The following is a 24,898-nucleotide window of genomic DNA, read 5'->3' on the forward strand; positions in this document are numbered from 1 at the left end:
GCCAGCGCTGGCCGACTCAATGACCTCATAGACGCTACCGACTCGCACGGAGGCACCTCTTGCAAACAGTCGCATGAGCCTTAGGTGATCTGGCGCTAGAACTCCACTCGGTCATTCTGGGTTTTTGGCATTAACCGCGATCACATCAAGCGCGCGGCGCCCAATGCGAATCAGGGCGACTGCTTCCCTGCGATAACTGGCGCGGCTTTGGTTCTAGGGTCGAAAGCAACGCTGAAGTGGTAGACACGGCCGGAAGCCACGGAAATCACCTGAGTCGAAGTCAAGAACGTTCCGTTTGCTTGCTCACTTCCAGCACGGACCGCGGCATCAGATCTTGTCGATGTTGCCGTCAGTGCAATGTTGTATGTTCCGCTGTCAGCCGCGGGTATGGTGATGACAAACACCTGCGCCTCGTCCTCATCTGCCTCCGGAGCCTCGTCTCCATCGATGATCCCACCCGGAATCTCGATCAGTGTCGCATCACCAGGTGCGCGTTGTCCTATTCGTCGGCCCTGCGCATCCGTGACGAGCAACACCCCACCAACTGCGGTCAGAACTAGTTGGCGGATGTCCGTGCTAGCGGGCGAGGCAGGTTGGGCGGAGAGTGCGTCGTCTGCCGCGCGCGGTACATCAGCATGCGCTTCGTGAGCCACTGTTGTGGCTTTGCCATCCTCGCGGCATCCGACGAGGAGCGATCCTGCGAGCAGAACAAAGGGAGCGACGATACGCATCGTTGAACTCCAATCAAGTGGGGTCGGGGGTCAACACTAGTTCACCACGGTCCATAGCGCTGGAACAGCCGGAGGAATCCACCCCGGCAGAGACTGATGCCCTTGAATTGCACGATAGCGGATTCCAAGGTAGAGCACCTCCGCCCCCGTCGGATAGATTACCTGAGGCGCCCACATTTCTCCGGCGTTGATTCGTGCCCACAGGGCGTACACATTGGGCGGTTGCCAATTTGCGAGAGAAGTGTGTGCTTGCCGCGCTTGGTAGTCCTTGTTGTTAAACGAGACTCGAGCGCCTGCCGCGTAGTAGGTGTTCGCAGACCAAGGAGCGAGAGTCGACGGAGCTACAGCAGGAGCGCTTCCTGAAGAAGGATCGAACGGCACTTCAAAACTGTAAGCCGTGCCCGCGACAGCAGACAGCGAGGATGCGCTGTTAAGGAAGGAGCCATCTGCTTGCTCGATTGCCGCTCGAACCGAAGCGGTCGCCAAACTGGAGGTTGCTGTGAATACTAGGCGATAGGTCCCGCCAATCGGCTCGGGAATCGAAATCACGGACACTTGCGCCTCCGCGACTTCGAACTCGTTACCTTGCGATGCTGGAGCTTCATCGTCATCAACCAAGCCGCCCGGGATTTCGTTAGTAATGGCGCCACCTCGCGTGGTCTGGCCAATTGAACGACCCTGGGGATCCGTTACTCTCAGCGTCCCTCCAACCACAGTGAGAATTAATCGCGGCTGCGCAGACGCGACGATGGCTGGCGAAGCCAAAGTGGAAGTTGGTGGTGCGCTCGAAACAGCGTAGCCGCGCAGCTGAAACGACCCGTAGGGTTCGAGAGTACCGTCGCTTAGGCTCGGTGCAGGATCAGCGATTGTGAACTCGCTGAGCGATGTGGTTTCTGTTGCATTCCGAGGAGCCCCCGTGACCACGACGAAGTGAAACCCGCCACTTGTTGCGAGCGATGGCACTCGCACGACAACTGGGTAGCCAGCGCAGACGGACGCTGCAAGCTGCGTTCGCGGATTGGTTTGTCCCAAACTGACCCATCGCAAACTGCCGCCAGAGAAGGACGGGACTGTTGACTGCCAGTACACTGCTGAACCGCTATAGCCTTCGTTCGCTATCATGAAGGTGTTCAAGGAGTCAGGCTGCACTGCGTAGCCCGCTGCCGTCAATGCCATCGCTAGAGACGTAAGGGCGCACCCTTTCCGCGCAATTGTTGAATTTGTGTTGTCGTACGTGAGGCTTCCCCAAAGCGGATTGCCCTGCGTGTATGGAGTCACAGTGGCCTCGCATCGATCTTCGGCGGGCGGAGTCCCGATGGACACTGAGTACGCCACGTAGTCGAGGGGTGCCGGCACCAAGACGATTCGGTCGAACGGGCCGGCCACGGTCTTCGTATCGGGCAGATTCACTCCTCCCTGACCAGAGAAGGCAAAGTCTTGACGAGAGACTTCCACTTCTCCGAGATAGGCGACGACTTGGTTGCCAGCCAACGATGGATCTTCAACAGTCACCGTGGCTGTTGAGACTGTGTCGGAAAAGGAAATCGTGATTTCTTCCGAGATTCCCGTGCCTTCCTGACTCTGAAAGTCACCGAATGGATCGCCGGGCGCGAAGGGGCTGATAGTCCACTGTGTGTTGCCACAGGTACCGGCTTCTGTAATCAGCCTGCAACCGGACGCATCATCTTCACTGTTGGCACGCATCGTTGTTGCTGTCGACCACGGGGCGACCAGGGACGAAATCTTCGCCCTAGTGTGCATTCGCAGCTCGAAGCGTCCACCGATAGCACGCTCAACATTGGATTCGAGCCAAATGCTGAGAACCTCGTCGTACCCTGTCAACTCATGTACTACAGGCACGAGGGTCAACTGGCTCAGCCTGATTCTCTCAACGCTTCCTTCCGCTACAACTCGCAAGAATGCGTCCCGGCCTGCAGCTGAGAGCACGCTGTCGTCAGACACGACCTGAAGGCGAATGAGTTGCCCGGGCTTCCCAACCAATCGCACTTGCGCGAGGCGAAGAAGCCTTCCGGCGGAATCTGGCTTGGGGATGGCGCCGGCAAGAGGTGCCGGAGACGCAACCAACTCACATCCGGATCGGCAGTCGACGATACCTAGGTCATCCAAATACTCGACTGGTGCTGGCGGAGCGTCAGCGCACGCTGCCATCAGGGCACACGTAGCAACCAAGGTGGTGCGTCGAAGCGAATAGGGCGTCTGATGCATGAGTACCTCCTGTGAGGTGCAATTCTGGTGCGGGGTCATTGTTGTGGCAAGTCGCCGTTGCCGACTAAGCCTAGAAGCCGGGAGCGGGCGGACTTCCCGGAGAACCGCACAATCGGCCTGGTCTACGTGGCGGCTATCCGAACGGCAATCTGCCAGTGTTCGGGTACTGTCGCGGTGGGCGACGCCACCAGCCTCGCGGAGGTGCTGGGCATACCTCGTGTGCGCCGTATAACGACGCTTGCTGCCGACAAGCGCGGCTAGTGTAGCGGTTGTGGGGCCACCGCTCCACTTTTATGGAAGGACTGCGGCGGCCCCACAACCGCATTTTTCTGTGAAGCGGCGGCCCGCGTCAAGCCCCAGGTGCGTTGACGCTGTTGCAGTTCTCCGTTGTGCCTGCGCTGCTCGAGGTGCTGCTCATCCTTCTGTTCGCGCTCGCTCGTGAGGCCCGAGGCCTCGGCGCATTGGGGTCTGCGAAGGAATGGTGGCGCCAACTATGGGGCGGCTCTCACCTGCGGCCATAAAATGCGTCGCGCTCACCACTCCCGATTCAGTCATCTCGATCCCACGCAGGTCCTGCCCTTACCCAGCGATCATGCGGCGGACGCCGGCACGGGCTGCGGCGTCCGCAGGTGGCCCGCGTCGTACGCCCGCTGGTCCCGCCACATCGCATAGAGGATGCCCGCGAGCCGCCGCGCCAGCGCGACCGCCGCGATCTTCGTGCCGCGGCGATGCAGGATGCGCTGCGCCCACGCCCGCAACACCGCGGTGTCGCTTGACTTGGAGCGGAGGATGCGCCACGCCGCCTCGACCAGGAGATAGCGCGCGCGCCGGTTGCCCGCCTTCGTGATGTGGCCGAGTCGCCGCTTCTCGCCCGAGCTCCGCTCCCCGGGCACCAACCCGAGGAAGGCCTCGAACTGGTGCGCCGACGGGAACCGGCCGATGTCATCCGCGATCGCGACGATGCCGCTGGACGTCACCGGCCCGACGGCGGGGGCCGTCTGCAGCAGCGCGACGATCGGGTCCGTCCGCCCGAGCGCCGCGATGCGCGCGTCGGCGGCCGCGATCTGCACGTTCAGCGGGGCGAGCACCGCGATCAAGGGCGCCAGCTCGGCCGCCAGCACCGGCGAGAGCGGGAGCGCGGTGAGTCGTTCGACAAACCACGCGGCCGTGCTGTTCGGCACGCGCAGGCCGTCGCGGCGCACGAGGGCCTTGGCGAGCGCGATGCATCGCGTGCGTGTGCGGACCAAGGCCTCGCGCACCGCCAACTCGGCGCGCACATGCCGCCGCGCCGCCGAGACGCGGTGCGCCGGACGATAGGCGCCGAGCCGGAGCGCGTCAGCCAGGGTCCGCGCATCGCGCTTGTCCGTCTTCACCCGCCGGCTGCGCGTGGCGTACATCGGCGCGAAGTTCGGGTCGGCGACGACCACCTCGTGGCCCAGCGCCTCCAGGTGACACGCGACCCACTCGCTCTCGGTCGACGCCTCGACGAGGATCCGCGCGGGCGGACGCGCGCCCAGCACCGCGGTGAAGCGGTCACGGCTCGTGACGATGCGTCGTTCGGTGACGCCGCCCTGCCCGTCGAGGATGCAGAGCTGGCTCTCGCGCTTGTGGAGATCGATGCCTATCATATCCATGGCGGCTGGCCTCCGCAGTGTGCCCCGTCGCGAGACGGTGAGCACGGTAGATGGTATGGGGCAGAACCTTGCACCCGTGGATGGGCGGAGGTCCAGCCGCCGCTTCATACCAACTATGGAAGCGCTTGCAGCAGAAGCAAACGTTATCGGGACCATCCCAACATCCGTGTAAAGCATGCGCCTCTACGACAAGGATGGGCACGAGATTACAGACTGGCGCAAATGGACGCGGCCCAAGGAAGACTATCAATGGAAGGCGGGTCGCAGCGCGATGGAGCTTGCACGCTCTTGGTTCACTGCTCCGCAGCCCGTGCTCCCGGCCGAGGTTCGCGAGCTCCTCGACTCGCACCCCGACACTCGCGATGCGGAGTTCGTGAAGGGATGGCCCGAGCTTGTGACCAAGCTTCCGTTCCCCGGCGAGGGGCGCAATCACGACTTGGTTGCGGTTGGGACCGCCGGCCGGTACCGACTGTTGCTTGCCGTTGAGGGAAAGGTCGACGAGCCGCTCGGCGACCTGATCGGCAGCTACTGGCGGAAGTCAAAGAGATCCGAGAAGTCGAAGGCGTGGAAGCGCATTGACTCTCTCCTTGACGCGGCGTTCGGTCCGAGCGCTCTCGCGACTGACAAGCCGTGGAGTGATCTGCGCTACCAACTGCTGACGGCTCTAGTAGGCACCGCAATCGAGGCCGAGAAGCAGGAGTGCAAACTCGCAGTGCTCTGTATCCAAGAGTTTGTGACGCAGTCGGCGGATCCTGACAAGATCAAAGCGAATGGGGAGGCCCTCTCACAGTTCGTGCGTACGCTGGGTGCGCGCCCACCGAAGGCAGGGGGACTCGCCGGGCCCTTTCCCGTCCGAGTTCCAGGATCGGACGCGATCATTCCTGTTTTCGTTGGCAAGGCACAATATCGGTGGGCGGCCCGATAACGACGCTTGCTGCCGACAGCCGCAGGTAAGGATTGGGTTGGGCGGGGCGTCCGTGATGGCCTAGGCTTGGTTGCGGACGCCCCGCCCAACCCTTCTTATTGGAGCGGCTGCAGCAGAAGCATACGTTATATCGACGGTGCGCATTCGGAGAGAGTGATGAGGATCTGCGTGCTCGCGCTGGCCGTCGTGATGGCATCAGGGTGCGCTCGCGACGCGTCGGAGCCTGCGACCGCTCGCGCGACACACTTCACCATCGCCGTCGACACGCCGTGGAGCGCGGACGCGGCAGTGTTCACGCGCCCGGCCGATATGGTCGTGCTGGCGCCCGGCGAGCTGGCGGTCCTCGAGTACGCACCCGCGTCCATCGTGCGAGTGTCGTCCGCGACGGATGCCGGTATCACTCGCATCGGCGGGCCGGGCGCCGGTCCCGGCGAGCTCAGCACGCCCCTGGGCTTGCATCGCCTCGGCGACACGCTGCTGACCCTTAACGCCGGCAACCAGCGCATCGAACGCTACCGGACCGACGGGACGCACCTCCCCTCACAGCGCGCTCCTGTCGGCTTCGGCCTCGGCCGCTTTGCCTTTGCACCAGATGGCGGCATCCTCCTGCCGACCGCGGGTGCCGACGCCACCTTGCTGCGGGTCCTCGATGTGGGCGGCGAGCTCGTCCACCGCATCGGCCAGCTCCGCGCACCCTTCACGCGCACCTTCGATGTCGTCGCGTTCCGGGCACTGGCCGAACAGCTGCAGGTTCCGGACTACTACGCGAACGACGTCCTTGCCGCCGCGACCGAAGACTCGGTCTATTGGCTCGCCTTCAATGCGTTCCCCGAGATCATCGCGCTCCGTCCGGCGGGGGACACCGTCGCATCGTTTCGGCTGCCGGACAGCATCGCCACACCGATCTTGCTCGACTACCGGGAACGCAACCGTACGGAGAAGGATCCGCGGCGCTTCCAGCAGCTGCTGTACTTCGCCGACCTCCGCGTCCACGGTCCGTACGTCTGGGCCCTGCTGCGCAACCCGCCGATGCGCGATGCGCGCGCCGTCGTCCTGGATACCTCGGGCCGGCTCGTCGCCGACCTCACGTTCTCCGGCGCGTCAGATGTCTGGCGCATCGCACCAGACCTCGCCACCGGAGTCATCTATCTGTCGTCCGCGAACACCTCCGAGGTGTATCGAGCGCGGCTCCCAGCGGTCCTCGTCCGATAGCCGCGATATAACGACGCTTGCTGCCGACGAGCGCAGGTGCGGTGGCGGTTGTGGGGCCTCGCCTTCATCTTTTGTAAGGTTTGGCGAGGCCCCACAACCGCATCTTATTGGAGCGCTCGCAGCAGAAGCACACGTTATAGCGACCACCGGGAGATCCACGTATGGCACGCGGGACCGACGAACTGGCAATCGTGCTTGATCGAGTTGCAAGCATCCTAGCGGAGAAGGGTCGGTCATTTGCGGCTGCGATACCTACCGTCGACAATGCGCTGTGGATCACGGCTGACAGTGAGGCAGCGCTTCTGTCGTTGGTGGCTGACTTTGCGTCTGAGCCTCAATGGCTCTTCCTATCCGACTCGACCGTGTTCTCGGCGGAGGACTTGGAGGTTGCCAACGAGTCTGCGGACCCCGATGATGCGTTCGCAGCCTCTGCAGTTCGTGCAGCACGTGCGCACGTAGGACATGTCGGAGCGTTGTACATCCATCTGCTCAACCGCTCGACGTTGAGCCAAGTAGTCTTGAACCTGACCGCGGACTGGTACGCGGCGCTCGACCTGCATCAGCCCAACGACGAAGATGAGCAGGAGTCCGCGCTTTTCGGCTCGCGCAGCATGATCTCCGCGAGAGAACCTCTCGACCCTGCGGAGCTCAAGCGCCTTGCTCGCCAAGTGGCGGAGGACAAGGTCTTCCAGGATTCGCCGCAGCCAATGCAGCAGCAAGTGGCCGCAGCAATCCTCGGCGACAGGATTGACAGGTACGATGTCTCAGCTGTGACAACCGAGGCGTCGCGGATCTGGATCTACGAACTCAAGCCAGCGCAGAATGCGGAACTTAAGCCCAGAGCGGTCGCATTGCTGAAGCAGGGGATGAAGCGGTCACTTATCGCCGCGGAACTCAACATCCCAGAACGTCGCCTGAAAGAGATCGTGTAGGGCGCTATAACGAAGCTTGCTGCCGACAAGCGCGGGTGCGGTAGCGGTTGTGGGGCCGCTGCTCCATTTTTCGGAAGGACTTCAGCGGCCCCACAACCGCGTTTTATGGGAGCGCTTGCAGCAGAAGCACACGTTATGCGGATGTGAGCCATTATCGTGCCGACTCTTAGTCTCACATCGGATCTTGCGCCGCCCGAGGCTGCCGCGCGGCTCGCACAGTCGCTCGCAGACGAGCTCGCCGGATTCAGCGTTGACCCAAGGCGTCCGACCGAGTCGCGCGTCGTCGTGCGGTCGTCACCGCGAGACATCTGGGTCTACATCCTCAGCACTCGCCACGCGTTATCGCACCTCGCACTCTGTGGCGAAGTGTCACAGGCGCCCGAAGGGGGGAGCATCATCCGCTTCCGACGCCGGCTCGCGGCGTCGCAGTCCTGGTTCACCCGCATTCTGGTCGGCGCCTTCCTCGCGGTCCCCGGCTACCAACTTGTCCGCGCGTGGGGGCGCGGCCCACTCGCCGTCGGCATCGCGCTAGGCTTCTTGGCGACTGTGGCTCTCGTGTTGGTCGGCATCTTCTTCATCGGACGCGGACGGGCGGAGGCCGACATCGGTGCGCTCGAGACGCGTGTCGGCGAGTTGCTGGAGCGCGAAATGGCCCGGCGCGCCACCGCATAACGACGCTTGCTGCCGACAGCCGCAGGTGCGGATTGGGTTGGGCGGGGCGTCCGTGATAGCCTAGGATGGTTGCGGACGCCCCGCCCAACCCTTCTTATTGGAGCGGCTGCAGCAGAAGCACACGTTATACCGACGCGCGCGTTCTTCAGGAGCTTCCGATGACCCCGACGCGCTGCGACGAATGCGGAGCCGAGTACCCGGAGCCCGAGGACTCGTGCCAGGCGCGCTTCGACCAGCTCCTCGCCCTCGACCACTCGCGACAGGAGCCGTGGGGCAGCCGCCACGGCCTCGCCTTCGCCGCCTTGGCGCTCCAGCATCCGCGGCGCTTCCCCGCCGCCTCGGTCGCGCAGTCGCGAGCGCTCATCGAGCGCGTCGTCGTCGCGGGCGAGCCGCTGGCGCGCGTGATCGCCGAGTTCCGGGCGCACCCGCGACCCGCGGCACCCCTCCCGAGTGCCCGCGCGCACGGCCCGACGTCCTTCGCGGTCACGATCGCCGACCTCGGTTCCTTCGCGCCCGACACTTATCCCGCCGCGCTCGAGCGCTGGGCCCGCGCCGCGCTTGGCGCGCCCAGCACAGGCGCGGTATAACGCCGCTTGCTGCTGATGAACGCGGTAAGGATGCAGTTGTGGGGCGGCCGCCCTGTGGGGCATGGGACGGCCTAGCGGCCGCCCCACAACTGCCTCTTATTGAAGCGTTCACAGCAGAAGCACACGTTATGCCGACACCGACAGATCTGTGAGGACTCCATGTACTCTCGGTTCATACTACTAGCGTGCCTCATTTCGAGCCTCGGCTGTGCAACGAAGTATCAGCCGCAGGGCTTTGCTGGCGGTTACTCGGAGTTTCGGGTGGCGGACGATGCGTTCAGGGTGACATTCAACGGCAACGCATACTTGTCCGCCAGCACCGCCGCTGAATACGCACTTCTCCGAGCTGCCGAAGTCTCCCTAGAGAACGGATTCAACTACTTCGTCATCGTTCAGGAGGGAGCGGCAGTCAACCGGAGCTCCTACACGACCCCGACTACCACTTCGACAACCGCAACCGTTGTCGGCAACACTGTGCAAGGTTCCTCGACCACCTACGGCGGGCAGACAACTACGTCCGAGAAGCACCGCGTTACTCTGACCCTACGCGGGCTCCGTGAGCGTCCTGAAGGGTTTTCTTATGACGCCAGCCTCGTTGCACAGTCTCTGCGTGAGAAGTATCGCCTCTCGCCGCGACAGGCATCCCCTTAGCGCACTGGAACGAGCGGCATAACGAAGCTTGCTGCTGATGAACGCGGCGGCGGTACGCAGTTGTGGGGCGGCCGCTCTGTAGGGCATGGGACGGCCTAGCGGCCGCCCCACAACTGCATCTTATTGAAGCGTTCACAGCAGAAGCACACGTTATGCCGACCGAGCACCGCTCGCAGTTCGCGTTTCGAACGAATCATACGCGACTACGCAAAGTCCGTGGCGGGCGACTCACGGACCATCACACGATTGCCACTCTTGCTCGACCGTCGCGCGTTCTGCCATCGACGGCTCACTGGGCAGGGCTAGCGCCACGGCCTCGGGTAACGTAGCTTACGGTTCGATGCATCATTTTCGTCTCCGTAGTTTGCGCGGCCTTTCTGCGCTCGTGATCACCCTTTCCTTCGGTCTCCTCACGACCGAATCTATGCTTGCGGACGTCCACGACGGCGACGCGACGCACGAGGAGCTGACGCGAATCGAGGGTGCTGCGCGACACAACGCGACGCACGTTGCGCACGGAGATCGCGAGGGCGGCTCGATGAACCACGCGGACGATCATCCGGGCGAGCGTGCGCCTGATGACGCGGGACACGACCGGCACACGTGCCATCACGCGCACGTGCACAGCGGTTGGTTCCATAAGGACGAAGCGTTGAACGGCTGTGCCTCCGCAGAGCACGAATCGCCGATTGCGTTGCGAAAGCGTATTCCCGCGAGTTGGGACGCCCAACCGCAGCTCCGACCGCCCATCGGCTGAGTCTCCCGCGGCGCTGACCCCCAGCCACGACGGCTGAGGCGTTCGAACTCGCGCTGCGTGCCCGCCATCGGCGGGCCCCAACAGATCTCGTCGGCCGACCCGTTCGACACCGCGCTCAGGCGCGATGGTGCCGCTCCGCATCGCGGAACGCGCGCCGTTGCGTCCGACGCACTCGAGCGTGGCGTGCGATGAGATCCTTCGGAGACTCACGCACGTGTCCCGTGGAATCCCCTCGATCCCGTTCTTCTCAGCGTCTCTGACGCTGCTCTCCCTGCTTGGCGGAACGATCGTCACGCGGTCGGCGAACGCACAGTCCCCCGCGGCGTCGGCGCGCGCCGACACACTCGTCCTCGCCCTCGACGATATCCAACGGCTCGCTATCGGACGAAGTCCCACACTCCTCGGCGTTCGCCAGGAGACGGCGATCGCGCGCGGCGCGCTGCGCCAGACGCGCGTGCTGCGATCGAATCCCGAGCTGGCGGTACAGTCCGCCGGAGGAGCGCTCGGGAGCGCCGCCGACCAACTGCAGTTGACGGTGCTGCAGGAGATCGAGTTCGCAGGGCAGCGCGGCTTGCGTATCGATGCCGCGCGGATCGGGCTCGGGCGCACCGCGTTCGACGTGCAGGATGCGGCCCGCCTCACGATCGCCGAGGCGAGCGCCGGTTTCTATCGCGCGGTCGCCGCCGATCGTCGGCTCGAGGTAGCAGCGGAGGCACTCGCGCTCGTGGAGCGATTGCTCGCCGCGGTGCGGATCCAGGTACGTGAAGGCGAGATCAGCCGACTCGAGGCGAATCTCGCCGAGATCGAGGCCGGACGCGCACGCGGCCGCGTGCTGAGCGCGCGCCGCGCCGCGGTGAGCGCCGAACTCGAGCTCCGTCTGCTCGTCGGGCTCGATGCCGACACACCGCTCCGCTTGGTGGCGGACTCGACCGCCGCGTTGCTCACGGACATCGACGCGCTGTCCGGCGACTCCCTCCTCGCGCTCGCGCTCGTCGGTCGTCCCGATCTCGCCGCGACCGGAGAGGCGGTGCGGGAGGCGGAGACGCTGCGCGCACTCGGCCGGCGGGAGGCGTTCCCGAACTTGCGCATCGGCGTGGGAGGGAACCGGTCGCCGAACGACGGCTCGGTGCAGTTCGGTCCTGCCTTCGGACTGACCCTTCCGTTCTTCAATCGGAACCAAGGACTCGGCGACCAGCGCCGCGCACTCGTGGACCAAGCGCAGTTCGCGCGTCGCTCAGCGCTGCTGCGTGTCGAGACCGATGTGACCGTCGCCGAGCGGGCGTATCGCGCCGCGGCGGAAGAGGCGCGGGTCTATGAGTTCGAGGTCCTCGCGCGGGCGCATGAGAACGCCGCGCTCCTCGAGACCGCGTATGGCGCGGGCAAGATCGACCTCTCGACCCTCCTCCTCCTCCGCAACCAGCTGCTCGATGCCGAGTTCGGCTTCTGGGACGCTTGGCTCGCCCAGCGCGAGGCGCTCGTGCAACTCGATGCCGCGACCGGCCGGCTCACCCCGTCCGCCGCCTCACTCCAGCCCATCGATCCCGCGGCGATCCGCCGGCAGGACTCGACCACACCCATCGTCAGGAACACCCCGTGACCCAGCGTCTCAACCTCCAGCGACCGCGGCCGGTCGTGCTGCTCTTCGCCCTCGTCGTCGGCGTTGTCTCCCTTGCGTGCGGCGGTGGCGAGGCCACCGCGGACAGCGCGGCACCACTCGCGGCGGACTCGACGGCCGAGTCCGACGTGGTCGTACTCGACACGACGTCCATCCGACTAGGCGGCATTCGCGTCGCCGTCGTGGATTCGATCACCACGAGCGGCCTCCAGGTCACTGGCGCCATCACGTATGATGCCAACCGCGTGAGCCACGTCGGCTCGCGTACCGAAGCGCGCGTGCTGGCGGTGCGCGCCGACCTCGGCGCGCGCGTCGGTGGCGACGCGGTGCTCGCGATGCTCGAGAGCGCGGACGTCGGACAGTTGCGCGCCGAGGAGCGCCAGGGCGAGGAGTTGGTCGCGATCGCAAAGGAGAACTTCGCGCGCGAACAGCGTCTCGAGTCCCAAGGCATCTCGAGCCGGAAGGAGTTGCTGCTCGCTGAAGCCGAGCTGCGTCGCAGCGAGGCGGCGCTTCGCAGCACGGAGGAACGGCTGGCCGTGCTCGGCGCTGCGCACGATCACGGGGCGGGAGCCGCCTACAGTCTGGTCGCGCCCTTCGCGGGCACCGTCGTCGCGCGCAACGTCAGTCTCGGTGAGGTCGTCGGGCCGACCGACGTGTTGTTCACGGTGGCCGATCTGTCCGTGGTCTGGATCGAACTCGACATTTTCGAGCGGGACTTCGCGCGTGTGCGCGCGGGGCAGTCGGTCGTCGTGACCGTGAGCGCATACCCCGGGCGGCGCTTCATCGGGCGCCTCGCGTATGTGGGCGAGGTGTTGGACGAGACCAAGCGCACGGTGCGTGCGCGTGTGGAGATCCCGAACGGGAACGCCGCGCTCAAGCCGGGGATGTTCGCGACCGCGAGCATCCAGGTGGGCGGGGGTGGTCCCGCGATGCCCGTGGTGCCGCAAGCCGCGGTCCAGGAAGTGGAGGGACGCCAAGTGGTGTTCGTGCCCGGCGACGCGCCGGGTGAGTTCCGGCCCGTACCGGTCGTCGTGGGCGAGACGGTGGACGGGGATCGCGTGATCATCCTCAGTGGTCTGCGACCGGGAAGTCGCGTGGTCATCGCTGGCGCGTTCGCGCTTCGGTCCGAACTCGCCAAGGGCGAGATCGGCGAGCACGGCCACTGACCGCCAGAGGATCCCTCATGCGCTCCCTCATCGGCTTCGTCCTGAATCAACGCCTCCTCGTGCTCGCGATGACCTTGCTGCTGGTCGGCGTGGGTATCTGGAGCGCGTTGGCGCTCCCGATCGACGCGGTACCGGACGTGACCAACGTCCAAGTCCAGATCAATACCAACGCGGCCGCACTGCCGCCGTCGGAGGTGGAGCGTCAGGTGACGCTCCCGGTCGAGCTCGCGATGTTCGGTCTCCCCGACCTCGAGGAGATTCGATCGATCTCCAAGTTCGGGCTCTCGCAGGTCACGGTCGTGTTCGCCGAGGGCACCGACATCTACTTCGCGCGACAGCAGGTGCAGGAGCGACTGCAACTGGCGCGCGAGGAGATCCCACCGGGATACGGCACGCCCGAGATGGGGCCCATCTCGACCGGGCTCGGCGAGATCTTCCAGTACACCGTCTCGGCGGACTCGGGCACCGGCATCGACGCCACTGAGCTGCGCACGCTGCAGGACTGGGTCGTCGCGCCGCAGTTGCGCGCCGTGTCCGGCGTGGCGGAGGTGAACGCGTTCGGTGGGTTCGAGAAGCAATATCAGGTGTTGGTGCGGCCGGAGGCGCTCGTGCAGTACGACCTCACGCTGCCGCAAGTGCTTGAAGCGATCGCCGCGAACAACCAGAACGCGGGCGGCGGCTACATCACGCGCGGTGCCGAGCAGCTCGTCATCCGCGGCGTGGGCCAGGTGCAGGACCTCGACCAGATCCGCAACATCGTGGTCGCGAGCCGAGGCGGCACACCGGTGCGGGTGGGCGACCTCGCGGAGGTGGTGATCGGGTCGACCATCCGCCAGGGCGCGGTCACCAAGGACGGGACCGGGGAGGTCGTCACCGGCATCGTGATGATGCGGATGGGCGAGAACTCGCGCACGGTCGTCAACGCGGTCAAGGAGAAGTTCGCGGTCGCGGCACGCGCGTTGCCGCCCGGCGTTCGCCTCGAGCCCTTCTACGATCGCACGGACCTGATCGGCCGCACGATCGGGACGGTCGAGAAGAACCTCGTCGAAGGGGCGATCCTCGTCATCGTGGTGCTCTTCGTCCTGCTCGGGAACTTCCGCGCGGCGCTCATCGTCGCGGCGGCCATCCCGCTCTCGATGTTCTTCGCCCTCAGCGCGATGGTGCAGGCGGGGATCGCCGGCAGTCTGATGAGCCTCGGTGCGATCGACTTCGGACTCGTCGTCGACGGATCGGTCGTGATGGTCGAGAACGCGATGCGTCGACTCGGCCATCGCAAGCCGGACGAGAACTTCCTCCACACGGTACTCGAATCGTGCGCCGAGGTAGGCCGGCCGATCCTCTTCGGCATCGGGATCATCATCGTGGTCTATCTGCCGATCCTCACGCTGCAGGGCATCGAAGGCAAGATGTTCCGGCCGATGGCGCTGACCGTGGTGTTCGCGCTGGTCGGATCGCTATTGCTCACGTTCCTGCTCACGCCGGTGCTGATCTCGATCTTCCTCAAGGGCAAGGTGACCGAGGAGGACGTCTGGCTGGTCAAGCGCGCGAAGGCCATCTATCGACCGGCGCTCGAATGGACACTCGCCAACACGCGGCGGGTGCTCATCGGGTCGGGCGCGGCGGTCGTGCTCGCGCTCGCCGCGGTGCCGTTCCTCGGTTCCGAGTTCATCCCGCGACTGGACGAAGGGTCGTTCGCCCTGCAAGTGCTGCGCCTGCCAAGCATATCGCTCGAGGAGTCGGTCCGGCAGACGACGCAGTTGGAGGCGATCCTGCTCGAGGAGTTCCCCGACGAGGTGATCGACGTGGTCGCCAAGACGGGCCGCGCGGAGATCGCGACCGACCCGATGGGCGTGAACATCAGCGACATCCTCGTGCGGCTCGCGCCGCCGGAACAGTGGACGAAGGCGACCGACAAGGGCGAACTCGAAGCCGTGATGACCGAGGCGCTCGCGCGGATCCCTGGCTTGGTGGTGAGCTTCAGCCAGCCGATCGAGCTGCGCGTGAACGAACTCATCGCCGGGGTGCGGAGCGACCTCGCGATCAAGATCTACGGCGATGATCTCGGCCAGCTCAGCACGACCGCGGAGCAGATCGTCGCGGCGGTGGCCGGGCTGCCCGGCGCCACCGGGTTCAAGGCGCAGCAACTCGAGGGGCTGCCGCAACTGCAGATCGCGGTCCTTCCGGAGCAGCTCGCGCGCTACGGCATCAACTCCGCCGATGTGATGCAGGTGGTCGAGGCGCTCGGGGGTGTGCAGGTGTCGCAGGTGCTCGAGGGGCAGCGACGGTTCGCGCTGACCGTGCGCTTCCCTGCGTCGGTGCGCGCGAACGCTGCGTCGATCAGTCGCATCCTGGTGAGTGCCCCGAACGGGGAACGCGTGCCCCTCGGGACGCTGGCCAAGGTGGAGGAGGTCGGCGGGCCCGCCGAGGTGAGTCACGAGAACGGGTCGCGATTGGTGATCGTGGAGGGGAACGTCCGTGGGCGCGACATCGGCAGTTTCGTGGCCGATGTGCGTGCGCTGTTCGACAATGGCACGATCACCCTCCCTCCCGGCTACCGGCCCGAGTTCGGCGGTCAGTTCGAGAATCTGGAGCGCGCGAGCAAGCGCCTCTTGCTCGTGGTGCCGATCTCGCTTCTGCTGATCTTCCTGCTGCTCTTCGCGACCTTCAACTCCTTGCGACAGGCGGCACTCGTGTTCACCGGCATCCCGTTGGCGACCGTCGGCGGCGTGCTCGCGCTCTTCGCGCGCGGGATGCCATTCAGCATCTCGGCGGGCGTCGGGTTCATCGCGCTGTTCGGCATCGCAGTGCTGAACGGGGTGGTGATGGTCTCCTACATCAATGAACTGCGCCAGCACGGCCGTCCGCTCGACGAGGCCGTGCGCGAGGGCGGGATGACCAGGCTGCGTCCCGTGCTCATGACCGCGCTGGTCGCGAGTCTTGGCTTCCTGCCCATGGCGCTCTCGAGCAGCGCTGGCGCGGAGGTGCAGCGGCCGCTCGCGACGGTGGTCATCGGCGGACTCATCACCGCCACGCTGCTCACGCTGCTCGTGCTGCCCCTCTTGTATCTCCTTTTCGAACGTCGACCGGAGACTGCCCCATGAAGATGGTGATCGCATACATCCAACCGTTTATGTCCGATGCGGTGGAGGCAGCGCTGCATCGCATCGGCGAGCTCTCGGGCGCCACGTTCACGGACGTCCGCGGCTTCGGACGCGGCGGTCACGCCGACGCGCCGGCGTCCGAGGGCGTGCTCGGTACGGTGCCCAAGGTGCGCGTGGAGGTGGTCGTGCCCGCTGCGCTCGAGGACGAGGTGGTGCGCGCGATCGAGCACGCCGCGCGCACGGGCAATCGCGGCGATGGGAAGGTCGTCGTGGTCGCGGTGTCGCGCGCGCTGCGGATCGCGACGGGCGATGAGGGCGAGACCGCGGTCTGAAGGAGCTGAACCACCCGGCGACACGCTCGAGCACCCTCGCGCCGGGTCAACCTGTTGGATACTCCGGAGTCACGATGCGACGTGCTGCGCGGCTCGACCTGCCCCTGCTGCTCCCCGAAGTGAAGGACCTCCGCGACGCGTGCGTGGCGCGACTCATGCGATTGCTTGAACGCCAAGAGGGCGTCGAGAGCGTGCACGTGGTCGAGGCGAGTGCGGAGCCGGACGGTGAGCCGCCGCACGCGGACGGCGCGACCCGGACGGCGCCGTCAGGGCCGCAGCTCTGCCTGCACTACGATCCCGACCGACTCACGCTGACCCAAGTTGAAGCGTTTGCCCACGCGGCCGGTGCGGGGGTGACCGATCGATTCGCGCATATGGTCATCCCGTTCCGTGCGGTCGGCGCGGAGGATGAGGGGCGACGCATCGAGGACGCGCTCCGTGAACTTCGCGGCGTGAGCGCGGCCGTCGTCAACTTCGCTGGCCAGGTCGTGCGCGTGGAGTTCGACCGCCGACGCGTCGATCGGGCGCTGATCGAGGCGCGACTGCGCGAGGTCGGCGCAGTGCCGGTCGCGGAGACCGTGGGACAGGAAGGCGCTCCGGCGTCCGCGGCGGCCGTAGAGGCGGGGGCGAGCGCGGGGGTGACGAGTCCTGCTGCTCCGATGTCGAAGAGTTGGTCTGCCCGCAACCGCACGCTCGCGTGGAGCATCAGCTCGGGCGCGCTGCTCGTCGTCGGCTGGGCCTTGGGACGATTCACCGAGGCGCCTTCGGCGCTCGCGCTCGCGTCCTTCGCCGCGGCGTACTTCTTCGGCGCGCGCGACCTCGTGGGCCACTTCATCGCCGACCTGCGTCGGGGGAAGTTCCGCTTCAACATCGACCTGCTCATGGTGGTCGCGGCGGCCGGAGCGGCTGTGCTCGACGCCTGGCTCGAAGGGGCGTTGCTGCTCTTCCTCTTTAGTCTCGGTCACTCGCTCGAGAAGTACGCGCTCGGCCGAGCACGCCGCGCCATCGCCGCGTTGGCCGAGCTCGCCCCACAGTCGGCGACGGTGATCCGCGATGGGAAGGAATTGTCGGTGCCCATCAGCGAGGTGGTCCGCGGCGACCGCGTGGTCATCAAGCCCGCCGAGCGCATCCCGGTGGACGGGGCGGTGCGTGAGGGAAACTCGGCGGTGAATCAGGCGCCGATCACCGGCGAGAGCGTGCCGGTCGACAAGGCACCGGGCAAGCCGGTGTTCGCCGGAACGGTGAACGGCGAAGGGGCGCTCGTCGTCGAGGTCACCGCCGCGATCGGTGACCGGACACTCGACCGCGTCATCAAGCTGGTCTCGGAGGCGCAGACACAGAAGGCGCCGACGCAGCGGTTCACGGACCGCTTCGCGCGGATCTTCGTGCCGATCGTACTCGTCGCCGATGTGTTGCTGATCGCCATCCCGCCACTGCTCGGCGTCTGGACGCTCGAGGAGTCGTTCTACCGCGCCATGGCGCTGCTCGTCGCGGCCTCGCCCTGCGCGCTCGCGCTCGGCACACCGGCCGCCGTGCTCTCGGGCATCGCGCAGGCGGCGCGAAAGGGTGTGCTGATCAAGGGTGGAGCGCACCTGGAGTCGCTCGGCGCGATCACGGTGCTGGCACTGGACAAGACCGGGACGATCACGGTCGGGGAGCCGTCGGTCACGGACCTGCGGCCGACGACCGGTGTGAGCACCGACGCCTTGCTCGCGACGGCGGCTGCAGTCGAGCAGCGCTCGCAGCATCCACTCGCGCACGCGATCATCGGTGCGGCCACGAGCGCCGGCGTCGCGGTGCCGGCAGCTCGTGATCTCGAGTCGGTGACGGGGCGCGGGATCCGTTCGACGATCGCCGGCGTGCGCGTGGAAGTGGGGCGACTGCTGATGTTCGAGGAGCGTGGCGCGGCGGTGCCGGCGGCGGTGCGCACCGAGGTCGAGGAGTTGGAGAGGGCGGGGCGCAGCACCGTGGCGGTGCTTCGCGGTGACGAGTGGCTCGGCGTGATCGGCATCGCCGACGAGCCGCGTGCCGATGTACGGCAGACGCTCGACCGGTTGCGTGCGACGGGGATCCGTCGGATCGTGATGCTCACGGGCGACAACGCCGGCGTGGGCAACGCGGTGGGGATGGAGGTGGGCGTGGACGATGTGCGCGCGGGGCTCCTCCCCGAGGACAAGGTCGCGGCGATCAAGGAACTCGAACGCGAGGGGCGCGTGGCGATGGTCGGCGACGGCGTCAATGATGCCCCGGCGCTCGCGCATGCGACAGTCGGAATCGCAATGGGCGGCGCGGGGACCGCGGCGGCGCTCGAGACGGCGGACGTGGCGCTCATGGGCGACGATCTCGGCCGTTTGCCGTTCGCGATCGGACTCAGTCGACAGGCGCGTGCGATCATCCGGCAGAACCTGATCGTGTCGCTCGCCGTGATCGCGTTGTTGATCGTGGCCACGACGACCGGAGTGATCGGGATCGGTCCGGCGGTCGTGGTGCATGAGGGGAGCACTCTAGTGGTGGTTGGAAACGCGCTGCGGCTTCTGGTGTATCGGCACGCCAGTACGGGCTGAGTTCCGTTGTTATGGCGCGCGAGCCTGCTACACTCTCGGGCGAGTCTCTGGCGCAGAGGTGCCGACCCGTGCGCGGTGCAGCGCGCATAGCGCAGGGCGATGATGATGCGTTGGCTCAAAGCGCGCGCGATCTCGCCCCGAACGCCCCTCGTCCGCCGGTCCGGTGAGTGCTTCCGCACGGTCCGGACACAATCCGCTTTGTCGCTCGCAACAGACACGAATATCTCAATGCTTCCGCTGGCACTGGGGGCGCCTGCCATGACATCGTGCGCTCCGTCGCGTCGCTTCGAGTGCACCGACCAGATCTTGATGCGGGTGAATGGAGTTCTGTCGCCGTGCGACCGACGAAGCAGGTTGGCGAAAGGTTGATGGCTACTCGGTCGCGCCGCGGCATAACGAAGCTTGCTGCTGACGGCCACGCTATTGTAGCGCCCGCTTCGCGGGCGCATCTTTCTGTGAAGCGGCGGCCCGCGTCAAGCCCCAGATGTGCTGACGCTGTTGCAACTCTCGATTGTGCCCGCGCGGCTCGAGGTGCTGCTCATCCTTCTGTTCGCGCTCACTCGTGAGGCCCGCGGCCTCGGCGCATTGGGGTCTGCGAAGGAGTGGTGGCGCCAACTATGGGTCGGCTCTCACCAGCGGCCATAAGATGCGTCGCGCTCACCACTCCCGATTCAGTCATCTCGATCCTGCGCAGGTCCTGCGTCACGCGGTGATCACGCGGTGTGCGCCGGCTCGCTCGGCGGCATCCGCAGGTGGCCGGCGTCGTAGGCCCGCTGGTCCCGCCACATCGCGTAGAGAATGCCCGCGAGCCGCCGCGCCAACGCCACCGCCGCGATCTTCTTGCCCCGCCGATGCAGGATGCGCTGCGCCCACGCGCGCAGCACCGCGGTGTCGGCCGCCTTCGAGCGGAGGATGCGCCACGCCGCCTCGACCAGGAGATAGCGCGCGCGGCGGTTGCCCGCCTTCGTGATGTGCCCGACCCGGCGCTTCTCGCCTGAGCTCCGCTCCCCGGGCACCAGCCCGAGGAAGGCCTCGAACTGGTGCGCCGACGGGAACCGGCCGATGTCATCCGCAATCGCGACGAGGCCGCTCGAGGTCACCGGCCCGATGGAGGGGGCCGTCTGCAGCAGCGCCACGATCGGGTCCGTGCGCCCCAGTGCCGCGATGCGCGCGTCCGCGGCCTCGACCTGGACGTTCAGCGGGCCGAGGACCGCGATCAACGGCGCGAGTTCGGCCGCCAGCGTCGGCGCGAGAGGGACAGCCGTGAGCCGCTCAACGAAGTTCGCGGCCGTGCTGTTCGGCACGCGCAGGCCGTCGCGGCGCACGAGCGCCTTGGCGAGCGCGATGCACCGCGTGCGCGTGCGGACCAGCGCCTCGCGCACCGCCAGCTCGGCGCGCACGTGCCGGCGCGCCGCCGACACACGGTGCGCCGGCCGATAGGCGCCGAGCCGCAGCGCGTCGGCGAGCGTGCGCGCATCGCGCCTGTCCGTCTTCACGCGCCGACTCCGCGTGGCGTACATCGGCGCGAAGTTCGGGTCGGCGACGATCACCGCGTGGCCGAGCGCCTCCAGGTGACACGCGACCCATTCGCTCTCGGTCGACGCCTCGACGAGGATCCGCGCGGGCGGACGCGACCCCAGCACCGCCGTGAAGCGGTCACGGCTCGTGACGATGCGCCGCTCCGTCGCGTGCCCTTCCGCGTCGAGGATGCAGAGTTGGCTCTCGCGCTTGTGGAGATCAATCCCTATCATATCCATGGCGGCTGGCCTCCGCAGTGTGCCCCGTCGCGAGACGGTGAGCACGGTAGATGGTATGGGGCAGAACCTTGCACCCCGCGATGGGCGGAGGTCCAGCCGCCGCTTCATACCAACTATGGAGTGTCCGCAGCAGAAGCACACGTTATCGCGACTTGTGCCGGGGGACAGGCGATTCGCAGCATTCGCGTCGCGAGCAGTGCGTTGTGATCCGCGGGTTCAGCGATGGTGCTTTTGGGGTCCGCTCCGAACGGTGCTGCGCGCGGGTGTCCCGCCAGACTTCGCGACCTACGGTCGGATCCTGGCGGACGGCCCAGGCCGCTCGACGGGCATCGCCTACGCATCCCGCGCAGTTTGCGCGCTCCGCCGCGCGCGCCGACGCCGCGCGCGATAACGACGCTTGCTGCCGACAGCTGCGGCTGCGGAAGCAGTTGTGGGGCGGCCGCCCTGTGGGGCGTGGGACGGCCTAGCGGCCGCCCCACAACTGCGTCTTATTGAAGCAGCTGCAGCAGAAGCTCACGTTATCTCGACTGAGATAGATGGACGCACACGTACAGAATGTCTTCCTGTTCGAGGTCGCGAAGCAATGCCAGTTCGGCGTGAATGCGCACGCTGGCCTTCGCAACGTTCTCGCGCGCCTTCAGGAGCGCCCATCGAAGCTCGACGCCGACACAAGAATCACCTTACACAACGAGGTGTTTAGGTCGCTGCACTCCCTCTTGGCTCACGCTGGTGTCGTTTCGCGGATCCTCTGGCCTCCGGCCGCCAAGAAGGGAGCGAAAGAGAGCGCTATTAGCTTCGCGCGCAGAGTAGCCCGTCACGAGCCCACGAAGCGAGCCAACTCATTGCGGACCGCTGTGGGCCTTCCCGACAAGCACCCACTTCGGAGTCGAGAGCTTCGCGATCACCTTGAGCATCTCGACGAGCGGCTAGATGCATGGGCTCGCGAAGGTGGCGGGAGCATTGTACAAGACCTGATTGGTCCCGCGAGTGCGATATCAGGAGTGGCGCCGTCAAGCATGTTCCGATGCTACGACCCCGCGTCTGATACCTTCACCTTCCGGGGGGCCACGTACTCAATCGGTGACATCGCACGAGAGCTGGGGGAAGTAGCAGACGCGTGCATACCCGTGCTTGTAAAGGCTGGCTTCATGAGCTCGGTCAAGCTCGTTCGATGGGATTCTACAGGATCCGCGCGCGCGAGATAACGACGCTTGCTGCCGACAAGGGATCTTGCTCCAGTTCGGTTGACACTTCCACCTAACCAGACGCGAGGAGGTGTCCGATGCCGCGGAGCGGTCCGCGCCAGATCTACAAGTACTCGAAGGAGTTCAAGCTCGCCGCCGTGCGCTTGAGCCAGATGCCCGGGATGCAGGTGAAGGCCGTGGCGACGGCGCTCGGGATCCATCCGTTCATGCTGTCGAAGTGGCGGAAGGACGTGCGCGACGGGACGTTGCGCGGCCGCCTGCCGAAGGCCGCGCCCCCGGGGCCGGCGCGCGAGATCGCCCGGCTGCAGCAGCTCGAGCGCGAGCACGCGCTGCTGCAGGAGGAGCACGACCTCCTAAAAAAAGCCATCCGGTTCTGCGCCTCCCGAAAGCGGACGTCTTCGCCTTCATCCACGCCGAGCGCGCGACGTACGGCGTCGCGCGGCTCTGCCGACGCTTCGGGGTGACGCGCGCGGGGTACTACGCCTGGCGCCAGCGCCACGCGAGCGCGCATGCGGTGCAGGACCGGACCCTGCTGGACCAGATTCGTACGCTCTTCACGCGCCATCACGGCCGCTACGGGAGCCCGCGCATCCATCGGGCGCTGCGCGACCAGGGCGTGTGCGTGAGCCGGCGGCGCGTCGCGCGCCTCATGCGGGAAGACGGCCTGCGCGCCAAGGCCGTGCTCGGCTATCGCGCGAAGGCCGGCGTGCACCGCTTCTTCGCGGCGCAGCCGAATCTCGTGCGGCGGACGACCGCCCCCGCCATCGATCGCATCTGGGTCGCGGACATCACGTACCTCAAGGTCGGCACCGCGTGGCGCTATCTCGCCGTGGTGATGGACCAGTGCTCGCGCCGCATCCTCGCGTGGACGCTGCAGCCGCGGCGCGACGGCCGCGTCACGCGCGACGTGGTCGCGGCGGCGCTCCGGCGCCGCCGGCCCGCGGCCGGCCTCATCTTTCACTCCGATCGCGGCAGCGAGTACCTCGCCGAGTCGCTGCGCACGTTCCTCGCCGCGCACGGCGTGCGGCAGAGCGCGTGCAGCAGCGGGCCCGGCGACAACGCGCACATGGAGTCGTTCTTCCACTCGCTGAAGGCGGAGGCGACGCGCGGCCGGCACTTCGCGACCGACACCGAGCTCCGCACGACGCTCCGCGAGTACATCCGCTACTACAACACCACGCGGGCGCACTCGGCGCTCGCGTACCGCTCGCCGATTGACTTCGAACGGCGTGCGGCCTAACTCATGGTGTCAACGAAAGTGGAGCAACATCCCAAGCGCGGGTGCGGTGGCGGTTGTGGGGCCTCAGCTTCATCTTGAGCAAGGTCTACTGAGGCCCCACAACCGCATTTTTCTGTGAAGCGGCGGCCCGCGTCAAGCCCCAGGTGCGTTGACGCTGTTGCAGTTCTCCGTTGTGCCTGCGCTGCTCGAGGTGCTGCTCATCCTTCTGTTCGCGCTCGCTCGTGAGGCCCGAGGCCTCGGCGCATTGGGGTCTGCGAAGGAATGGTGGCGCCAACTATGGGGCGGCTCTCACCTGCGGCCATAAAATGCGTCGCGCTCACCACTCCCGATTCAGTCATCTCGATCCCACGCAGGTCCTGCCCTTACCCAGCGATCATGCGGCGGACGCCGGCACGGGCTGCGGCGTCCGCAGGTGGCCCGCGTCGTACGCCCGCTGGTCCCGCCACATCGCATAGAGGATGCCCGCGAGCCGCCGCGCCAGCGCGACCGCCGCGATCTTCGTGCCGCGGCGATGCAGGATGCGCTGCGCCCACGCCCGCAACACCGCGGTGTCGCTTGACTTGGAGCGGAGGATGCGCCACGCCGCCTCGACCAGGAGATAGCGCGCGCGCCGGTTGCCCGCCTTCGTGATGTGGCCGAGTCGCCGCTTCTCGCCCGAGCTCCGCTCCCCGGGCACCAACCCGAGGAAGGCCTCGAACTGGTGCGCCGACGGGAACCGGCCGATGTCATCCGCGATCGCGACGATGCCGCTGGACGTCACCGGCCCGACGGCGGGGGCCGTCTGCAGCAGCGCGACGATCGGGTCCGTCCGCCCGAGCGCCGCGATGCGCGCGTCGGCGGCCGCGATCTGCACGTTCAGCGGGGCGAGCACCGCGATCAAGGGCGCCAGCTCGGCCGCCAGCACCGGCGAGAGCGGGAGCGCGGTGAGTCGTTCGACAAACCACGCGGCCGTGCTGTTCGGCACGCGCAGGCCGTCGCGGCGCACGAGGGCCTTGGCGAGCGCGATGCATCGCGTGCGTGTGCGGACCAAGGCCTCGCGCACCGCCAACTCGGCGCGCACATGCCGCCGCGCCGCCGAGACGCGGTGCGCCGGACGATAGGCGCCGAGCCGGAGCGCGTCAGCCAGGGTCCGCGCATCGCGCTTGTCCGTCTTCACCCGCCGGCTGCGCGTGGCGTACATCGGCGCGAAGTTCGGGTCGGCGACGACCACCTCGTGGCCCAGCGCCTCCAGGTGACACGCGACCCACTCGCTCTCGGTCGACGCCTCGACGAGGATCCGCGCGGGCGGACGCGCGCCCAGCACCGCGGTGAAGCGGTCACGGCTCGTGACGATGCGTCGTTCGGTGACGCCGCCCTGCCCGTCGAGGATGCAGAGCTGGCTCTCGCGCTTGTGGAGATCGATGCCTATCATATCCATGGCGGCTGGCCTCCGCAGTGTGCCCCGTCGCGAGACGGCGAGCACGGTAGATGGTATGGGGCAGAACCTTGCACCCGTGGATGGGCGGAGGTCCAGCCGCCGCTTCATACCAACTATGGGAGCGCTCGCAGCAGAAGCAAACGTTATACCGACACCCACGCATCGCCCTGCACC

The 24,898-nt window shown here is 66.6% G+C and carries 17 protein-coding genes; 12 read left to right on the forward strand and 5 right to left on the reverse strand.

The genetic code is table 11. From position 1 onward, the window contains the following. Positions 1-170: 170 nt before the first annotated feature. From KF689_11625 to KF689_11635, 3 genes are all read right to left on the reverse strand, one after another. A complete protein-coding gene (locus KF689_11625) occupies positions 171-731 on the reverse strand; it encodes an NUDIX hydrolase (GenBank protein MBX3134018.1) in 561 nt (186 codons plus the stop codon). A 36-nt stretch (positions 732-767) separates the two neighbouring features. Continuing rightward, the gene (locus KF689_11630; protein ID MBX3134019.1) at positions 768-2,693 is read right to left on the reverse strand and encodes a C39 family peptidase; all 1,926 of its coding nucleotides are present in this window, start codon (positions 2,691-2,693) and stop codon (positions 768-770) included. Between the two features lie 854 nt (positions 2,694-3,547). Further along, positions 3,548-4,585 (reverse strand): IS110 family transposase, encoded by a 1,038-nt coding sequence (locus KF689_11635; GenBank protein ID MBX3134020.1) that lies wholly within the window; start codon positions 4,583-4,585, stop codon positions 3,548-3,550. 181 nt (positions 4,586-4,766) lie between these two features. Here KF689_11635 and KF689_11640 point away from each other — a divergent pair, with 181 nt between their 5' ends. The 10 genes from KF689_11640 to cadA all read left to right on the forward strand — a co-directional run bounded on the left by KF689_11640 (position 4,767) and on the right by cadA (position 19,105). Beyond that, entirely contained in the window at positions 4,767-5,516 is a 750-nt protein-coding gene (locus KF689_11640) for a hypothetical protein (GenBank protein ID MBX3134021.1), read from the forward strand. Between the two features lie 156 nt (positions 5,517-5,672). After that, positions 5,673-6,728 (forward strand): hypothetical protein, encoded by a 1,056-nt coding sequence (locus tag KF689_11645; GenBank protein ID MBX3134022.1) that lies wholly within the window; start codon positions 5,673-5,675, stop codon positions 6,726-6,728. Positions 6,729-6,889: 161 nt separating this feature from the next. Further along, positions 6,890-7,660, forward strand: a complete 771-nt coding sequence (locus KF689_11650; GenBank protein MBX3134023.1) for a hypothetical protein — start codon at positions 6,890-6,892, stop codon at positions 7,658-7,660. 366 nt (positions 7,661-8,026) lie between these two features. Then, on the forward strand, positions 8,027-8,332 hold the full coding sequence (locus KF689_11655; protein MBX3134024.1) for a hypothetical protein: 306 nt from the start codon (positions 8,027-8,029) through the stop codon (positions 8,330-8,332). 158 nt (positions 8,333-8,490) lie between these two features. Beyond that, on the forward strand, positions 8,491-8,919 hold the full coding sequence (locus tag KF689_11660; GenBank protein ID MBX3134025.1) for a hypothetical protein: 429 nt from the start codon (positions 8,491-8,493) through the stop codon (positions 8,917-8,919). A gap of 1,622 nt (positions 8,920-10,541) precedes the next feature. Beyond that, a complete protein-coding gene (locus tag KF689_11665) occupies positions 10,542-11,924 on the forward strand; it encodes a TolC family protein (protein MBX3134026.1) in 1,383 nt (460 codons plus the stop codon). Beyond that, positions 11,921-13,108 (forward strand): efflux RND transporter periplasmic adaptor subunit, encoded by a 1,188-nt coding sequence (locus tag KF689_11670; protein MBX3134027.1) that lies wholly within the window; start codon positions 11,921-11,923, stop codon positions 13,106-13,108. Before KF689_11665 ends, KF689_11670 begins: the two co-directional genes overlap by 4 nt. A 17-nt stretch (positions 13,109-13,125) precedes the next feature. Continuing rightward, the gene (locus KF689_11675) at positions 13,126-16,209 is read left to right on the forward strand and encodes an efflux RND transporter permease subunit (GenBank protein MBX3134028.1); all 3,084 of its coding nucleotides are present in this window, start codon (positions 13,126-13,128) and stop codon (positions 16,207-16,209) included. Beyond that, positions 16,206-16,541: a P-II family nitrogen regulator gene (locus KF689_11680; GenBank protein ID MBX3134029.1), complete on the forward strand. Its 336-nt coding sequence runs from the start codon at positions 16,206-16,208 to the stop codon at positions 16,539-16,541. Before KF689_11675 ends, KF689_11680 begins: the two co-directional genes overlap by 4 nt. A gap of 374 nt (positions 16,542-16,915) precedes the next feature. After that, positions 16,916-19,105, forward strand: a complete 2,190-nt coding sequence (gene cadA, locus KF689_11685; protein MBX3134030.1) for a cadmium-translocating P-type ATPase — start codon at positions 16,916-16,918, stop codon at positions 19,103-19,105. A gap of 713 nt (positions 19,106-19,818) precedes the next feature. Here cadA and KF689_11690 read toward each other — a convergent pair. After that, positions 19,819-20,856 (reverse strand): IS110 family transposase, encoded by a 1,038-nt coding sequence (locus KF689_11690; GenBank protein ID MBX3134031.1) that lies wholly within the window; start codon positions 20,854-20,856, stop codon positions 19,819-19,821. Positions 20,857-22,144: 1,288 nt separating this feature from the next. Between KF689_11690 and KF689_11695 the strand changes: the two genes are divergently transcribed. Then, positions 22,145-22,531 carry a transposase gene (locus KF689_11695; GenBank protein ID MBX3134032.1) on the forward strand — a complete coding sequence of 129 codons (387 nt, stop codon included), beginning with the start codon at positions 22,145-22,147 and terminating at the stop codon, positions 22,529-22,531. Between the two features lie 50 nt (positions 22,532-22,581). After that, entirely contained in the window at positions 22,582-23,307 is a 726-nt protein-coding gene (locus tag KF689_11700; protein ID MBX3134033.1) for an IS3 family transposase, read from the forward strand. A gap of 373 nt (positions 23,308-23,680) precedes the next feature. Here KF689_11700 and KF689_11705 read toward each other — a convergent pair whose 3' ends face one another. After that, positions 23,681-24,718, reverse strand: a complete 1,038-nt coding sequence (locus tag KF689_11705) for an IS110 family transposase (protein ID MBX3134034.1) — start codon at positions 24,716-24,718, stop codon at positions 23,681-23,683. Positions 24,719-24,898 lie beyond the last annotated feature (180 nt).

It is taken from the genome of Gemmatimonadaceae bacterium (genome assembly GCA_019637355.1).
In the GTDB taxonomy this organism is placed as follows: domain Bacteria; phylum Gemmatimonadota; class Gemmatimonadetes; order Gemmatimonadales; family Gemmatimonadaceae; genus Pseudogemmatithrix.

Coding starts and splice junctions, on each gene's coding strand:
- KF689_11695 (MBX3134032.1), top strand. CDS start 22,145: ATGCCGCGGAGCGGTCCGCGCCAGATCTACAAGTACTCGAAGGAGTTC.
- KF689_11625 (MBX3134018.1), bottom strand. CDS start 731: ATGCGTATCGTCGCTCCCTTTGTTCTGCTCGCAGGATCGCTCCTCGTC.
- KF689_11680 (MBX3134029.1), top strand. CDS start 16,206: ATGAAGATGGTGATCGCATACATCCAACCGTTTATGTCCGATGCGGTG.
- KF689_11645 (MBX3134022.1), top strand. CDS start 5,673: ATGAGGATCTGCGTGCTCGCGCTGGCCGTCGTGATGGCATCAGGGTGC.
- KF689_11635 (MBX3134020.1), bottom strand. CDS start 4,585: ATGATAGGCATCGATCTCCACAAGCGCGAGAGCCAGCTCTGCATCCTC.
- KF689_11640 (MBX3134021.1), top strand. CDS start 4,767: ATGCGCCTCTACGACAAGGATGGGCACGAGATTACAGACTGGCGCAAA.
- KF689_11660 (MBX3134025.1), top strand. CDS start 8,491: ATGACCCCGACGCGCTGCGACGAATGCGGAGCCGAGTACCCGGAGCCC.
- KF689_11675 (MBX3134028.1), top strand. CDS start 13,126: ATGCGCTCCCTCATCGGCTTCGTCCTGAATCAACGCCTCCTCGTGCTC.
- KF689_11690 (MBX3134031.1), bottom strand. CDS start 20,856: ATGATAGGGATTGATCTCCACAAGCGCGAGAGCCAACTCTGCATCCTC.
- cadA (MBX3134030.1), top strand. CDS start 16,916: ATGGTCATCCCGTTCCGTGCGGTCGGCGCGGAGGATGAGGGGCGACGC.
- KF689_11705 (MBX3134034.1), bottom strand. CDS start 24,718: ATGATAGGCATCGATCTCCACAAGCGCGAGAGCCAGCTCTGCATCCTC.
- KF689_11650 (MBX3134023.1), top strand. CDS start 6,890: ATGGCACGCGGGACCGACGAACTGGCAATCGTGCTTGATCGAGTTGCA.